This window comes from Sulfitobacter undariae, assembly GCF_014196805.1.
In the GTDB taxonomy this organism is placed as follows: Bacteria; Pseudomonadota; Alphaproteobacteria; order Rhodobacterales; family Rhodobacteraceae; genus Sulfitobacter; species Sulfitobacter undariae.
The window spans coordinates 182,739-195,665 of sequence record NZ_JACIEI010000001.1; the positions used below are offsets into that span (position 1 = coordinate 182,739).

General features: G+C 57.0%; 14 protein-coding genes and 1 other RNA gene. 7 read left to right on the plus strand and 8 right to left on the minus strand.

Features of this window, described 5'->3' with window-relative positions; translation table 11 throughout:
• The first annotated feature begins 1 nt into the window (after position 1).
• From GGR95_RS00885 to GGR95_RS00895, 3 genes are read left to right on the plus strand one after another with little or no spacing between them, the layout of a single operon-like run.
• The gene (locus tag GGR95_RS00885; protein ID WP_184561832.1) at positions 2-733 is read left to right on the plus strand and encodes an energy-coupling factor ABC transporter ATP-binding protein; all 732 of its coding nucleotides are present in this window, start codon (positions 2-4) and stop codon (positions 731-733) included.
• Positions 708-1,322 carry an energy-coupling factor transporter transmembrane component T family protein gene (locus GGR95_RS00890; RefSeq protein WP_184561835.1) on the plus strand — a complete coding sequence of 205 codons (615 nt, stop codon included), beginning with the start codon at positions 708-710 and terminating at the stop codon, positions 1,320-1,322. The genes GGR95_RS00885 and GGR95_RS00890 overlap by 26 nt, the downstream gene beginning before the upstream one ends.
• A complete protein-coding gene (locus GGR95_RS00895) occupies positions 1,319-1,870 on the plus strand; it encodes a biotin transporter BioY (protein ID WP_184561837.1) in 552 nt (183 codons plus the stop codon). The genes GGR95_RS00890 and GGR95_RS00895 overlap by 4 nt, the downstream gene beginning before the upstream one ends.
• Here the strand turns inward: GGR95_RS00895 and GGR95_RS00900 are convergent.
• Entirely contained in the window at positions 1,859-2,959 is a 1,101-nt protein-coding gene (locus GGR95_RS00900; protein WP_184561839.1) for a thiolase family protein, read from the minus strand. The genes GGR95_RS00895 and GGR95_RS00900 overlap by 12 nt on opposite strands.
• Positions 2,956-4,155 carry an AMP-binding protein gene (locus GGR95_RS00905; RefSeq protein WP_184561841.1) on the minus strand — a complete coding sequence of 400 codons (1,200 nt, stop codon included), beginning with the start codon at positions 4,153-4,155 and terminating at the stop codon, positions 2,956-2,958. Before GGR95_RS00905 ends, GGR95_RS00900 begins: the two co-directional genes overlap by 4 nt.
• Positions 4,156-4,292: 137 nt before the next feature.
• On the opposite strand from GGR95_RS00905, the gene GGR95_RS00910 reads away from it, so the two are divergent.
• Positions 4,293-5,279, plus strand: a complete 987-nt coding sequence (locus tag GGR95_RS00910) for an NAD(P)H-quinone oxidoreductase (RefSeq protein ID WP_184561843.1) — start codon at positions 4,293-4,295, stop codon at positions 5,277-5,279.
• A gap of 69 nt (positions 5,280-5,348) precedes the next feature.
• Here the strand turns inward: GGR95_RS00910 and GGR95_RS00915 are convergent, their stop codons facing one another.
• A complete protein-coding gene (locus GGR95_RS00915; protein ID WP_184561845.1) occupies positions 5,349-5,987 on the minus strand; it encodes a ribonuclease T2 family protein in 639 nt (212 codons plus the stop codon).
• 127 nt (positions 5,988-6,114) lie between these two features.
• Here GGR95_RS00915 and GGR95_RS00920 point away from each other — a divergent pair, with 127 nt between their 5' ends.
• Positions 6,115-6,882, plus strand: coding sequence for a DUF1013 domain-containing protein (locus tag GGR95_RS00920; protein ID WP_184561847.1), 768 nt, complete (start codon positions 6,115-6,117; stop codon positions 6,880-6,882).
• Between the two features lie 92 nt (positions 6,883-6,974).
• Here the strand turns inward: GGR95_RS00920 and recR are convergent, their stop codons facing one another.
• The 4 genes from recR to ffs all read right to left on the minus strand — a co-directional run bounded on the left by recR (position 6,975) and on the right by ffs (position 10,027).
• On the minus strand, positions 6,975-7,568 hold the full coding sequence (gene recR / locus GGR95_RS00925; RefSeq protein ID WP_184561849.1) for a recombination mediator RecR: 594 nt from the start codon (positions 7,566-7,568) through the stop codon (positions 6,975-6,977).
• Positions 7,569-7,629: 61 nt separating this feature from the next.
• Positions 7,630-7,974, minus strand: a complete 345-nt coding sequence (locus GGR95_RS00930; protein ID WP_184561851.1) for a YbaB/EbfC family nucleoid-associated protein — start codon at positions 7,972-7,974, stop codon at positions 7,630-7,632.
• A gap of 62 nt (positions 7,975-8,036) precedes the next feature.
• Entirely contained in the window at positions 8,037-9,794 is a 1,758-nt protein-coding gene (locus GGR95_RS00935; RefSeq protein ID WP_184561853.1) for a DNA polymerase III subunit gamma/tau, read from the minus strand.
• Between the two features lie 135 nt (positions 9,795-9,929).
• An RNA gene (gene ffs, locus GGR95_RS00940) (signal recognition particle sRNA small type) lies at positions 9,930-10,027 on the minus strand.
• Positions 10,028-10,395: 368 nt separating this feature from the next.
• Here ffs and nudC point away from each other — a divergent pair.
• Both nudC and GGR95_RS00950 read left to right on the plus strand, forming a co-directional pair.
• A complete protein-coding gene (gene nudC, locus GGR95_RS00945) occupies positions 10,396-11,364 on the plus strand; it encodes an NAD(+) diphosphatase (RefSeq protein ID WP_184561855.1) in 969 nt (322 codons plus the stop codon).
• A gap of 133 nt (positions 11,365-11,497) precedes the next feature.
• Entirely contained in the window at positions 11,498-11,962 is a 465-nt protein-coding gene (locus GGR95_RS00950) for an SRPBCC family protein (protein WP_184561858.1), read from the plus strand.
• A gap of 6 nt (positions 11,963-11,968) precedes the next feature.
• On the opposite strand, the gene GGR95_RS00955 is transcribed toward GGR95_RS00950, so the two are convergent.
• A complete protein-coding gene (locus GGR95_RS00955) occupies positions 11,969-12,823 on the minus strand; it encodes a prephenate dehydratase (RefSeq protein WP_184561860.1) in 855 nt (284 codons plus the stop codon).
• Positions 12,824-12,927 lie beyond the last annotated feature (104 nt).

The following is a 12,927-nucleotide window of genomic DNA, read 5'->3' on the forward strand; positions in this document are numbered from 1 at the left end:
CATGAGTGATATTTCTCCTTTGCTGCGCCTTGATGTCGTTGATCTACGGATTGACGGGCGCGATGTGTTGCGCGGGATTACCTGTGTGTCGGATGCGCGGCGGATTGCGGTACTGGGCCGCAATGGATCGGGTAAAACCACGCTGGCGCGGGTGATGGCAGGGCTGAAAGCACCCACAGGTGGTACAGTGCACATCGCAGGTGTCGATGTGGCGCGCGACAGGCGTGGGGCTTTGGGTGCTGTGGGAATATTGTTCCAGAACCCTGATCATCAGATTATTTTCCCTACAGTGGGCGAGGAACTATCTTTTGGTCTGTCACAAATGGGGATGACCAAGGTAGCTGTGACCGATCGGGTGGAGCAAGTACTGGCACAGTTTGGTAAATCGGCTTGGCACGACGCCGCGATCTATCAGCTATCGCAAGGGCAACGACAGCTTGTGTGCCTGATGGCGATCCTTGCGATGGCACCCAAAGTCATCATTCTGGATGAGCCTTTTGCAGGGTTGGACATCCCTACCATGATGCATTTGTCGCGGGTGCTGGAGAGCACCGATGCGGCGTTGGTCCATATCACCCATGATCCGCGCATTGTAGCGCACTACGATCATGTGCTGTGGATTGAAGGGGGCGCAGTACAGATGCAAGGTGCTGCCGCAGAAGTGGCTCCTGCGTTTGAAGCGGCGATGACCGAACTGGGGAAACGTGATGATCTCTCTGACATCGCCGGTTAAAACTCGCGCGCACGGTTGGCCTGCTGGGGGTAAACTACTAGCGCTTTGCGTGGTCTCTGTTGTTTTGTTCGCAGTCCCTGATCTGATGTTTCAATTTGCGGCAGCGATGAGTGTGGTGCTGCTTTATGCTTTGCCAGGGCGGGTGTTTTTGCGCCACGGATTGCGGCGCATTTGGCCGCTTTGGCCGTTTGTGGTGGTCTTGCTGGTTTGGCATGTGTTCACGGATGCTTGGGCTGAGGGCGTGGTCATTGCCTTGCGGATGCTTACAGCCGTAGCGCTGGCCAATCTGGTGACAATGACAACCTCGCTGCAGGCTATGATGGATGTGGTCAGTTGGCTGCTGCGGCCCTTTGCACGGTTTGGCGTGAACGTGCGCGCAATAGAGCTTGCGGCGGCAATGGTGATCCGCTTTACCCCTGTTTTGGGAGAAAAGGGTACAGCGCTGGCGCTGGCATGGCGTGCAAGATCCCGCAGGCCTGCGGGCTGGCGGGTGATTGTGCCCTTTATGGTTTTGGCGTTGGATGACGCCGGCCATGTATCAGAAGCGCTGCGTGCGCGCGGCGGCATAGAAATGGATAAGAAGTCATGAATTCAGAACATAACGTGGTGCAGATTGCGCTTTTCACAGCTTTGATTGCGGCGCTTGGATTGGTCCCACAGCTGACATTGGCCTTTGGCGTGCCGATTACAGCCCAAAGTCTGGGAATTATGCTGTGTGGCACGGTTTTAGGCGCGCGGCGTGGTGGCTTGGCGGCGCTGTTGTTTATCGGCTTGGTCGCCCTTGGGCTGCCTTTGTTGGCAGGCGGACGCGGTGGTTTGGGTGTGTTCACCTCACCAACGGCGGGCTTTGCGTTGGGCTTCCCCGTTGCGGCATTTGCGACAGGTTGGGTGATGGAGCGTTTAAGCGGCGTTACCGTGGTGCTAGCTGCGGGGATCGCTGCTGTGCTGGGTGGTGTTGTGGTGCTGTACGCTTTCGGGATTAGCGGCATGGCGATTGTGCTGGGGCGGTCATTGACCGAGGCGGCGCTGTTGGTAACGGCCTTTATTCCAGGGGATGCTGTCAAAGCTGTTCTGGCGGGGATTATCACCGCGGCGCTGTACCGTGCGCGGCCCCATAGCGTGTTTTCACGTAGCTAAAATCACAGCGGTGGCAATGCCACCTGCTGCGGCAATCGCAGCAAGGCCCTTGCCACCGCTGATCTGCATTTCGTGAAATAGTCGAACTGCGTTGATGGTGCCGGACGCGCCTATGGGATGCCCCCGTGCCAAAGCACCGCCGCCGATATTGACCTGATCAGGGTCAAGGCCCGCCCCTTTGACGCAGGCGATGGCCTGAACGGCAAAGGCCTCCATTATTTCCGAACAGATGATGTCTTGCGGGCGCAGGCGGGTATTCTCTAGCGCGGCTTTGATCGCGGCCACAGGGGCGAGGGCAGGCATGTCTGGTGCATGCCCCTTGGTTGATCCGCCAAGAATTGCCACGCCGTTGCACCCCAGTTGTCGCCGCATTTGGTCTGACACTACCACACAAAACGCGGCACCATCGGCGGCAACAGCCATGTTTGCGGCTGTGATGCTGCCGCTCACAGGTTTCGCACGTGCGACAAGCGCGTCGGACAGGTTCCGCGCAAAAGGATCGCGTGCTTGTCCGTTCAGTGTGACGATTTCGCCGTTGTGGGGCGTGGCTGCGCAGGCTTTGGCATGGCTGTGGATCGCCCATGCGTCTTGTTGTGTGCGGGGGATGCCAGCGCTTTGAGCCAAGACGTCAGCGGCGGCTGCCATGTCTGGATCGCGGTCAGACCAAGGGGTGAAAGGCGGCTGGTCATAGGCCATAGGAGGGCTGCCATCAGCAAATGTACGCAGACGTAAGGGGCGGCGGGAATAGCTTTCGACTCCGCCTGCAATGACCACATGCGCGGCACCGCTTTCAACCATCGCTTTGGCCAGCAGCAGCGCATCCAGCCCGCCTGCGCATTGGCGGTCAATGCTCAGCCCTGCCACGGTTTCAGGCAAGCCAGCGGCCAATGCGACCAACCGCGCAGGATTACCACCACCACCGATGGCATTGGAGAGGATGACTTCGTCAACTTGCGCGGGCGCAATACCTGCTTGCACGAGGGCGGCATGCAAAACAGGCGCGCCAAGCGCATCCAGCGTGAGGTTAGAAAACGCGCCATTGCGGGGAACAACCGCACTGCGGCAAGCGGCGATGATATGGGCCGTCATAGGACACACCCTGTCAGGGCGGCGATGCGTGGAAGGTCCGGTTTGCCTGAGGTAAGGAGCGGGAAGGGGTCAAGGAAAGTGACATCGCGCAGCCCTGTTTGGCCGTTGGTTTTGCACTGCGTCAAAACAAGATTGCGCAGTTGTGCATCCTCTGGTCCTTCAAGCACAGCAATCAAAGTGTGACCGCGCAGCGTATCAGGCTGCGCAAGCACGGCGCATTGGCTCACGCCGTCAAGCGCGCTGAGCTGCGTCTCCAATTCCTCGGGGAAAACGGTGGTATCGGCGATGTTGATCGCACGCCCTGCGCGGCCCCGTAGGAACAGGTTACCTTGGGCATCTAGCGTGCCATATTCACCTACGGTCATCCAATCACCGTCCCGCCTTGTATGGGGGCTGCTGCCTTGTAGGTAGTGTTCAAAGAGATAGGGGCTGCGCACCCAGATGACGCCTGTGCCAGCAGCATCTGCATCCCGTACGGCGATCTCCACATCTTGATAGGCGCGGCCCACCGATCCTAGCGGCGTGGCGTCATCGCTCAGCGTGATAAAGCTGGTTTCGGCTGCGCCATAGAAAACGTGCAATTGGGCGTTCGGGCAGATTGCAGTGATGTGGCGGCGGATGTCAGGGCCAAGTGAGCCGCCTCCACACAGGATCAACCTGATGTGGGGCAGGCGCGTTGCGGCGGGCAGTAAGCGCAATTGTGTTGGTGTCGCGTAAAGGATGGAGCAGCCGTGACTGTGCATCTGGGCGCTTTGGCCTGAGGGTTTCAGTGAGGACAAGGCATGAACCGTTAGGCCAAGATGTATGCCCTCTAGAATTCCGTATAAGGCAAGTGAATGGCTGAGCGCCCCTAAAACCGCGATGCTGTCTTTTGCGGTATGATCGAACCGTTCGGCATTGGCGCTGAAATTGGCGATCCAAGAGGCTTGGCTGCGTTGGATCACTTTGGGTGCGCCCGATGTGCCACCTGTGAGGGTGGCGAAATGCGAGGTCGGCATTTGATCTATATTCGCCACGGGCAGGTCGCTGACGCAAAATGGCGTGTTTGTTCCCAGAGTCGCCCATAGCCCTGTGATTGCTGCGGCAAGTGGCTGGGCAGGGATGTTGGATAGGGCGGTTTGCGCCTGAGGGATATGCAGGTGGTCACCCATGAAAACACGCGCAGCAGGGTGTCTTTGAAAATGGGGCATGGTCATGAAGAGCATCCTTTGCTGCGGTCTGACCCGACCTTTAACAAATGTGCGATGTGCTGACTACTGGTGCTGCGGGGGGTGTACTCTGCCTATAGGAAATCTATGGTGTGTTTGAAATCAAGACTTTGAGGGAGAAAACGATGGTCGAGATGATGCGTGCCGTAGAGATTACCAAACCCGGTGGACCCGAAGTCCTGCAAGTGACGCAGCGCCCTGTGCCAGAAGCGGCACAGGGTCAGGTGGTGATCAAGGTTGCATGGGCTGGTGTGAACCGCCCTGACGCGCTGCAACGTGCGGGTGCATATGCGCCGCCGCCGACCGCCAGCGATTTGCCGGGCCTTGAGGCGTCGGGCGAAGTTGTGGCGATTGGGGCAGGTGTGACTGGCATCGCCCTGGGTGACAAGGTCTGTGCATTGCTGCCCGGCGGTGGCTATGCAGAGTATGTGGCAACCCCTGCGGCACATTGCCTGCCTGTTCCCGAAGGCATGGGCATGAAAGAAGCCGCCTGTCTGCCCGAGACATTCTTTACCGTCTGGTCGAACGTGTTCATGCGCGGCGGCCTAAAAGCGGGCGAGCGGTTTTTGATCCAAGGCGGATCATCAGGTATCGGCACGACAGCGATCCAATTGGCCAAAGCCTTTGGAGCACGGGTGTTTGTCACCGCCGGCAACGCCGAAAAATGCGCGGCCTGTGTTGAACTGGGCGCCGAGCGGGCGATCAACTACCGCGAGGAAGATTTTGTCGCTGTGATGAAAGCCGAGGGCGGTGCGGATGTGATCCTTGATATGGTCGGGGGTGATTACATTGCCCGAAATCTGGATGCGCTGGATTTTGAGGGCCGTCTGGTGCAAATCGCGTTTCTTGGCGGTGCCAAGGCTGAACTCAACTTTGCGCCTTTGATGATGAAACGTCTAACAATGACAGGGTCAACTTTGCGCCCACAGTCCGATCTGGCCAAAGCCGGGATTGCGACGGAGCTGCGTGAAGCGGTTTGGCCGCTTTTGGCAAAAGGCACTGTGGCACCTGTTATGGACAGCGAGTTTGATTTTGAAAATGCCGCAGGCGCCCATGCGCGAATGGAAGCCAGCGGTCACATTGGCAAGATCGTGCTGAAGGTTGGCGGTTGATCACCGTCTGAGATACGCCGCTGGCTGCGAGTGTGGCCAGCGGCAGCTTAGTCAAGCTGCAGGGCGCTCTTAGCGCAAGGGCGTGAAAACAGCGTCTTTTAGCGTGCAATCTTTGATCACGTCGCGGCCGCAAGGAACGGGCGTTAGATCACGCGAGAGGCAGATACGGGCCTCTTGGATATACCCTTGGCGGCAGGTGATTGTGATATTGTCGCGTGTGAGCGTGGGGTTTTCCTTGATAAATGCATCCTCAACCACCGAGGCGGGTAGTTTTACAGTGCGATCAAGTTTGCGAAATATCGCTGGGCGCGTGATGCTGGCATAGGCGCGGCGCGACAGGTCGTAATAGTCAGCTGCGGCCAGATCGGTGCATGTGCCGTGCTTTTTCCACTGATACCACGCCAGACCACCTGACCCCATGATATCTGCCATATCGGCAGACATCCCCCGCGTGGGCGGGCGTTTGGCGGTTTGGCAATATGAGGGATAGCCGCGGTGGAATTGCGGCCATAGCCCGTGCAGGGTCCAGCCAAAGTCTTCGCGCGTGTCGCATTGTGGAGAATTGCGTGCATCGCCTTCCAGCGCACACCAATTGGCAGACCAACTTAACGCCATTACGTAATAGTCAAATTCGCCAGCGCGTTCGCCTTCGGCATGGGCAGAGAAGCCGGTAAAGGCGAACAAGAGGGTGAGAAAAATGCGGCGCATCTGGGGTCTTTCCTTATGGGCGGTCCTTGGTTATATAGAACATAAGTTCCCCCACATTGGAAACGGTTCCGGTCTCCGGGACAGCCTAATTCAGGCGACGGGGAAGGTGCGTTTAAAGGAGAGACACATGGCTAAACCGATTATGGCAAAGGCCACCGCCGTCTGGCTGGTGGATAACACAACCATTGGCTTCAAGCAGATCGCGGATTTCGTTGAAATGCACGAGCTTGAAATTCAAGGCATTGCGGATGGCGATGTGGCGACTGGTGTGAAGGGGTTTGATCCCGTTTCCAACAACCAGCTAACGCAAGAAGAGATCGACAAGGCGCAAGCCAACCCGATGCACAAGCTGGTGTTAAAGTTTAACGCAGCAGCCACTGGCGAAGAAAAACGCCGTGGCCCACGTTATACGCCGTTGTCCAAACGTCAGGATCGCCCTGCGTCGATCTTGTGGTTGGTCAAGTTCCACCCCGAATTGTCTGACGCACAGGTAAGCAAGCTGGTGGGCACAACAAAGCCAACCATTCAAGCCATCCGTGAGCGGACCCATTGGAATATTGCCAACATCCAACCGATTGATCCGGTTGCGTTGGGCCTGTGTAAACAATCCGAGCTGGATTCGATGGTACAGATCGCAGCGGCCAAGAAAGCCGCAGAGGGCGGCGTTATGTCAGATGACGAACGCCGCAAGCTGGTCAGCACCGAGCAGAGCCTTGGGATGGACACAGAGCCACGGATGCCGTCCGCGATTGAAGGTCTTGAGACGTTTACCCTGTCGACTGACGTTGCAGACGATGAAGAAGACGAAAAGAAAGACAGCGATTTCACGGATGCGGAAAGCTTCTTTAACTTGCCTGATGGCGATGCTGAAGAAGATGAAGACGACGCAAAGTAAAAGTCTCGTCGGGAAACCGATGGGGTTTGTTGCATGAAAAAATAAGGGGCGTCCGGTAGCGGGCGTCCCTTTCTTTTTGAGGTAGAGCCTACTTAGAGAGTTTTACGCGCCCGCATGGCTGCGGTGATGGTACCGTCATCAAGGTAATCCAACTCACCCCCGATTGGCACGCCTTGGGCCAGTGAGGTCAGGCGGACTTGCCCTTCGAGTTGGTCGGCGATGTAATGGGCGGTGGTTTGGCCGTCGATGGTCGCGTTGAGGGCAAGGATGACTTCGGTGATCCCTTCGCTTTGGACGCGGTCCAGCAAGCGGGGAATGCGCAGTTCTTGCGGGCCGATGGCGTCTAGGGCGGATAAAGTACCGCCAAGCACATGGTAACGGCCATGAAATACGCCAGAGCGTTCCATGGCCCAAAGGTCCGCGACATCCTCAACAACGCATAACTCGCCGTTGGCCCGTTTGTCGCTTTCGCAGATGTCACAAATATCAGCCGTACCGACGTTGCTGCAATTCAGACATTCGCGTGCAGTAGCAGCGACGGTGTGCATCACATCGGCAAGGGGCGTTAGCAGCAAGGCGCGTTTGCGGATCAGATGCAAAACAGCGCGCCGTGCTGAACGCGGGCCAAGGCCCGGTAGCTTGGCCATCAATTCAATCAAGGCATCGATGTCGCGGGTAGAACTCATATCATTATACCCGCAGCATGTGTCGGATTGAGGTTAAAGGCAAAGCGCAGATACCGAGGGATTAGAACGGCAGCTTCATGCCTGCGGGCAGACCCAGACCTTCGGTGAGTTTGCTCATCTCTTCTTGCGAGCGGTCCGAGGCTTTGCCTTGCGCATCTTTGATCGCGGCGAGGATCAGGTCTTCGACAACTTCTTTGTCGTCACCATTAAAGATCGAGGGATCGATGTTTAGGGATTTCAATTCGCCTTTGGCGGTGCAGGTGGCTTTGACAAGGCCAGCGCCAGATTCGCCTTCGACCATGATGTTGTGCATTTCTTCCTGCATTTCAGCCATTTTGCCCTGCATCTCTTGGGCTTTTTTCATCATTCCGGCCATATCGCCGAGACCGCCTAATCCTTTGAACATAGTGTTCTCCTGTTATTCTATTGCTTTTCTATATGTTGGCTGATGGGTGTCGGGACAAGGGGTCAGCTGTCCTCGAAAGGATCCCATTCGTCTTCGACCTCTGGCAGGGCCTCGGATACGGCAGCGGCGGCAATGTCGGCGGCTGTGCGGATCGCAGTGATTTTCGCCCGTGGGAACTGGGCCAGCACGGCCATCATGAGCGGGTGGGCTTCTGCTTCGGCGCGCATGGCGTTGTCTTTGGCGTCACGGAGCGAGGCGATGGTCGGCGCGCCGCCAGTATTGACGACTGTCACGGCCCATCTGTTGCCTGTCCAAAGTTGGAGTTTTGCGCCAAGCCGTTGAGCCAGATCGCGCGGGGCGGTGTCGGTGGGCACAAATTCCACCCGGCCCGGTTGATAGGCGGCCAGTTGCAAAGACGTTTCTACTTCGACCAGTAGCTTGACGTCACGGTTGTGGCGGATCAGCTCAAGGACATGTTCAAAGGTTGGAAACGCTGCGAGTGCTGAAGCAGGATCAACCGCAAGAGCGGTGGCTTGGCCCGAAGCGTTGGGCGTGGACGTCATTTGGGGTGCGCTGTGCTGCACTGCTTGGGCGTTTGTCGAGCCGCTTGAGGGGCCGTTGCCTCCACCAGCGGGCATTTGCGGACGGCCTGTTGGTGCAGGTGTGTTCTGCAACGTGCGCAGCAATTCTTCTGGCGAGGGCAGATCAGCAACATGGGTGAGGCGGATGATTGCCATTTCGGCAGCCATCATGGCATTGGGCGCGCTTGCAACTTCCTCCAGTGCCTTGAGCAGCATCTGCCACAAGCGGGTCAAAACACGGATTGCAAGCGCATCGGCCATAACGCGGCCACGGTCCCGCTCTTCGGGGGAAATGGTCGGGTCTTCGGCGGCATCGGGCGTGATTTTCACCACGCTAACCCAATGGGTGATTTCGGCCAGATCGCGCAGTACGGCCATCGGGTCTGCGCCCTCGGCGTATTGGGCGCCGATTTCAGTGAGGGCGCTGGCGGCATCGCCCCGCAAGATCATATCCAGCAAATCCAGAACACGGGCGCGGTCTGCAAGGCCCAGCATGGCGCGGACCTGCATGGCGGTTGTTTCGCCTGCGCCGTGACTAATGGCTTGGTCTAACAAAGAAGTCGCATCGCGGGCCGAGCCTTCGGCAGCGCGGGTGATCAGCGCCAGCGCGTCATCGGCGATATCAGCCGCTTCGGCCGTGGCGATTTTGCGCAGCAGGGCAATCATCACCTCGGGTTCAATTCGGCGCAGGTCAAACCGCTGGCATCGCGACAGGACAGTGACGGGGACTTTGCGAATTTCCGTGGTCGCAAAGATGAATTTGACGTGCTCTGGTGGTTCTTCCAATGTCTTTAGCAGCGCGTTGAACGCGCCAGTGGACAGCATGTGAACTTCATCGATGATGTAGACTTTGTAGCGGGCAGAGGCGGCGCGGTAATGTACGCTGTCGATGATTTCACGGATGTTGGCGACGCCGGTGTTTGACGCGGCGTCCATCTCGATCACATCGACATGGCGGCCTTCCATGATGGCGGTGCAATGTTCACAGACGCCGCAAGGTTCTGTGGTGGGGCCAGAGGTGCCGTCAGGACCGATACAGTTCATGCCTTTGGCAATGATCCGTGCGGTGGTCGTTTTACCCGTGCCGCGAATACCTGTCATGATGAACGCCTGCGCGATGCGGTCTGCCGCAAATGCGTTTTTAAGCGTACGCACCATCGCCTCTTGCCCCACCAGATCGGCAAAGGTTTCGGGGCGGTATTTGCGGGCAAGTACGCGGTAGGCGGCGGTGTCGGTCATGTAGGGTCCATTCCGGATTCGGTCTTGCACTAAACTAGGCTTTTGGCTGGCTGTGGTAAACCGCTGTCAGTGTCTTGAGAGGAATGTGCACCGCTGGCTGGATGCAATCGCTCAATCGGCAGTGCCGTTTGGCGAAGGTGAGAGATTGATAACGACCCAAGCGGGACTCGTTGTGGCTGCTGCCTTCCGGCTCTGACCAGGTTGGCGAGGCGCCTGCCCGCACCAACCTCTCAAGGCCGATATAGGCAATGATGCCTGCTGCTGCAAGACCAGAGCGCAACTGAAAGCATGATTGGTGCGGTTCAGCGCGGTAGGGGCGGCGTTGAATAGAAGAAAACGTCATGATCCTGTCGGTGCGTGGCCTTCAACCGTTAGGCATGCGAATCGTTGTAGTGGCTGCGGGGCGCGGGGATAAAACTGGCCTGATGTCACGACCCGAGCCTTGTGTCGGCTGATCCTTGATGTAGTCATAGTCGAAACGTTGCTGTGAAGATTGGCCAACATCACACATGAAATCGCAAGTTTTGGTTTGTCGATGTTGCGAGATTTCAGCCTGCTGTTCCGGCAATGGAGAGAAAATACGCGTGTTGGGGAAGATTAAATGAAAAATGCAGAGCAGGTAACATTTGGCGGGTCTGGGTTGGACCGCGCGGGTGAGTTGCGTGGCAATCCGCAGGGCTTGAGCGAAGCGATGGCGGACCCGACCGCCCGCACAATTGTCTTTTGGCGGGGCAAGCCGTTGATGTCGACCGAACGGCCCGCAGGTTTGATTCGCTTGGCGATGGACCATGCGATTTTGCGCGATGCGGTTGAGCCGCCGATCCTGCTGGGCCGCGAAGAAGGGGGGCCTGTGTTCGCGGTTGACCTGTCAGCATGGACGCCAGCCGGATTTGATGAGGCAGGTGCGAGCGGGTTTTTGGATCAGAGCGAACAGCGGCATCCGGCATTGCCTGACTGGATGGTTTTCGCAGAATTGCGTCGCGTTATGACATGGTTAACGCCGCGCGATGCCGAGTTGGCAGCGTCAGGAAAGGCGATCTTTGCTTGGCATGAAATTCATCAATTTTGCGCAAAATGCGGCGTTGCTACCGAATTGAGCAACGGCGGCTGGCAGCGTGTTTGCCCGTCTTGCAATGCCTCGCATTTTCCACGTACCGATCCAGTGGTTATCATGTTGATCACCCATGGGAATTCGGTGCTGATGGGGCGTTCTCCGGGATGGCCGCAAGGCATGTATTCGTTGCTGGCAGGGTTTGTTGAGCCGGGTGAGACGCTGGAGGCGGCTGTACGGCGCGAGGTTTTTGAGGAATCAGGTGTCCGCGTTGGCGAGGTGGGATACCTTGCCAGTCAGCCATGGCCATTTCCGGCATCTTTGATGTTCGGGTGTTGGGGCCACGCCATCAGCACTGACATCACCGTTGATCCTGTTGAGATCGAAGACGCACGCTGGATCACCCGCGAAGATATGATGACAATATCGCAGGGACATCACCCCGAGATCATGCCAGCGCGAAAAGGGGCAATTGCGCATTTTCTTATTGAAAACTGGCTGTCCGACACGCTTGATTGAGGCGTATTAAGTTGACTGAAAGCAATTGGCGCTTCACTAGAAGTGGGAGTTGTAACCGTTCGCGGGTGCGAAGTTGTAACTGTAAACTAAGCTGTGCGACCTGTGCGACGAAAACAAAAGGAACGGAGCAAGTATGAAGTTCTCTAGCAAAGAAGACATTGAAGCGCCGATCGAAGATGTTTTCGAGATGTTGTTCGATTTTGAGGGCTTTGAGCGTGCAGCCATGCGGCGTGGCGCAGAGGTACAGCGTGTCGACGGCAAGCCTATTGGCTTGGTTGGAATGGCTTGGAACGCATCATTTAAGATGCGGGGCAAGCGACGTCAGGCCGAGATCGAGTTGGTCAGCATAGACAGGCCCAATGAAATGGCGTTTGAGGGCCGCACGCAAGGTTTGGTCACGCATATGGGCATTGAGTTGATTGCGTTATCCAAAAACCGGACACGGATGATGGTGGTCTTTGAGATAAAGCCGCTCAATCTTTCTGCGCGCTTGCTGGTTCAGTCCCTAAAGTTGGCTAAAACCTCTTTGACCAAGAAGTACAAACTGCGTGTAGCGGAATTCTCCAAGACATTGGAAGACCGCTACAATCGCGTTTAAACTACTTTAGCTGTCGATGCCCCAGCGCCCAGGATGCGCTGGGTAAACGCCCAAGATATCAAGCATATTGGTGAAATAGCCCAGCTCATCCAAGGCGCGTTTAACAGCGGCATCCTCGGGGTGGCCCTCAATATCGGCGTAAAACTGGGTCGCGGTGAAAGATCCGCCAACCATGTAACTTTCCAGCTTGGTCATGTTGATACCATTTGTGGCAAAACCGCCCATGGCCTTGTAAAGCGCGGCGGGGATGTTGCGGACCTCGAACACAAAGGTGGTCATCATTTTTTCGCCGCGTCGTGATAGATCGGCGTCAGGGGCCATCAGCAAAAAGCGGGTGGTGTTATGTTCCATATCTTCGATGCCGTCGGCCAGAACGTGTAGCCCGTGAATTTGGGCAGCAACTGCACTGGCAAGCACGCCATCAGTGGTGGGCCCGCCCGCAGCCAGCTCTTCAGCAGCACCGGCGCTGTCTGCGGCGGCTTCTGAGGTGATTCCTTGGGCCTGAAGATAGCTGCGTGCTTGGGGCAGCAGCACCAAATGCGCGCGCACATGCTTTATTTGCTCGAGTGTCACACCAGGGCGCGCCATCAGGGCGATACGCACACGCACAAAGGCTTCGTCGATAATATGCATGCCACTTTGGGGGAGCAGGCGGTGAATATCAGCCACACGCCCGTATGTTGTGTTTTCAACAGGCAACATGGCGAGATCGGCATGGCCTTCACGAACCGCCTGTAAAACACCATCAAATGTGGTGCAGGGAACAGGGATTCCATCGGGGCGCGCCTGTAGGCAGGCTTCATGGCTATAAGCCCCAAGGGCGCCCTGAAACGCGATGCGCAGTTGCTTTTTGGCGGTCATCACGTCGATCCTTTGTAAAAACGTAGCAAGTTGGGTGACTGGTGAAGGCAACTACACCTTGCTTGCAATGAGGGAAAGCAATAGATACCCCCCTAAATGAACGA

Bases quoted from the DNA above. Each gene is read 5' to 3' on its own strand.
- recR (WP_184561849.1), bottom strand. From the start codon at position 7,568: ATGAGTTCTACCCGCGACATCGATGCCTTGATTGAATTGATGGCCAAG.
- GGR95_RS00915 (WP_184561845.1), bottom strand. From the start codon at position 5,987: ATGCGCCGCATTTTTCTCACCCTCTTGTTCGCCTTTACCGGCTTCTCT.
- GGR95_RS00920 (WP_184561847.1), top strand. From the start codon at position 6,115: ATGGCTAAACCGATTATGGCAAAGGCCACCGCCGTCTGGCTGGTGGAT.
- GGR95_RS00950 (WP_184561858.1), top strand. From the start codon at position 11,498: ATGAAGTTCTCTAGCAAAGAAGACATTGAAGCGCCGATCGAAGATGTT.
- GGR95_RS00895 (WP_184561837.1), top strand. From the start codon at position 1,319: ATGAATTCAGAACATAACGTGGTGCAGATTGCGCTTTTCACAGCTTTG.
- GGR95_RS00930 (WP_184561851.1), bottom strand. From the start codon at position 7,974: ATGTTCAAAGGATTAGGCGGTCTCGGCGATATGGCCGGAATGATGAAA.
- GGR95_RS00885 (WP_184561832.1), top strand. From the start codon at position 2: ATGAGTGATATTTCTCCTTTGCTGCGCCTTGATGTCGTTGATCTACGG.
- nudC (WP_184561855.1), top strand. From the start codon at position 10,396: ATGAAAAATGCAGAGCAGGTAACATTTGGCGGGTCTGGGTTGGACCGC.
- GGR95_RS00905 (WP_184561841.1), bottom strand. From the start codon at position 4,155: ATGACCATGCCCCATTTTCAAAGACACCCTGCTGCGCGTGTTTTCATG.
- GGR95_RS00955 (WP_184561860.1), bottom strand. From the start codon at position 12,823: ATGACCGCCAAAAAGCAACTGCGCATCGCGTTTCAGGGCGCCCTTGGG.
- GGR95_RS00910 (WP_184561843.1), top strand. From the start codon at position 4,293: ATGGTCGAGATGATGCGTGCCGTAGAGATTACCAAACCCGGTGGACCC.
- GGR95_RS00900 (WP_184561839.1), bottom strand. From the start codon at position 2,959: ATGACGGCCCATATCATCGCCGCTTGCCGCAGTGCGGTTGTTCCCCGC.
- GGR95_RS00935 (WP_184561853.1), bottom strand. From the start codon at position 9,794: ATGACCGACACCGCCGCCTACCGCGTACTTGCCCGCAAATACCGCCCC.
- GGR95_RS00890 (WP_184561835.1), top strand. From the start codon at position 708: ATGATCTCTCTGACATCGCCGGTTAAAACTCGCGCGCACGGTTGGCCT.